2 protein-coding genes are annotated in these 614 nt (G+C 68.1%); both read left to right on the top strand.

Going from position 1 to position 614, the window contains the following annotated elements:
* Positions 1 to 142, top strand: a 142-nt coding sequence (locus tag KUM32_RS44570; RefSeq protein ID WP_254406801.1) for a DUF5941 domain-containing protein, incomplete at its 5' end; no start/stop codon positions are given.
* The coding region (locus tag KUM32_RS41460) for a sugar phosphate nucleotidyltransferase (RefSeq protein WP_217146799.1) at positions 139 to 614 on the top strand (476 nt) is incomplete at its 3' end. The genes KUM32_RS44570 and KUM32_RS41460, both read left to right, overlap by 4 nt.

A 614-nucleotide genomic window follows, 5' to 3' on the forward strand; every position in this document is an offset into this window, starting at 1 on the left:
CCTGCTGCACGGCACTGGCTTCACCATCGCGCTGACGGCACTGGCAGTCGCCCTGGCGCTGGCGGTGCTCATCGAGAGCATCCGCTTCTGGGTCTCCTCCGGAGCACCCGCTGTACACGACGAATCAGGAGAACCCGCATGATCGGCCTCGTGCTGGCGGCAGGCGCCGGGCGGCGTCTGCGCCCCTACACCGACACCCTGCCCAAGGCCCTGGTGCCCGTGGACCCGGCGGGGGAGGGCACCACGACCGTGCTCGACCTCACGCTGGGCAACTTCGCCGAGGTGGGTCTCACCGACGTCGCCATCGTCGTGGGCTACCGCAAGGAAGCGGTGTACGAGCGCAAGGAGGCGCTGGAGCGCAAGTACGGCGTCCGCCTCACCCTCATCGACAACGACAAGGCCGAGGAGTGGAACAACGCCTACTCCCTGTGGTGCGCCCGTGAGGTGCTAAAGCAGGGCGCCATCCTCGCCAACGGCGACACGGTGCACCCGGTCTCCGTCGAGAAGTCGCTGCTCGCCGCGCGCGGCAAGGGCCAGAAGATCATTCTCGCGCTCGACACGGTCAAGCAGTTGGCCGACGAGGAGATGAAGGTCGTCACCGACCCGGCCAAGGG

The organism is Streptomyces sp. AC627_RSS907, from assembly GCF_019049165.1.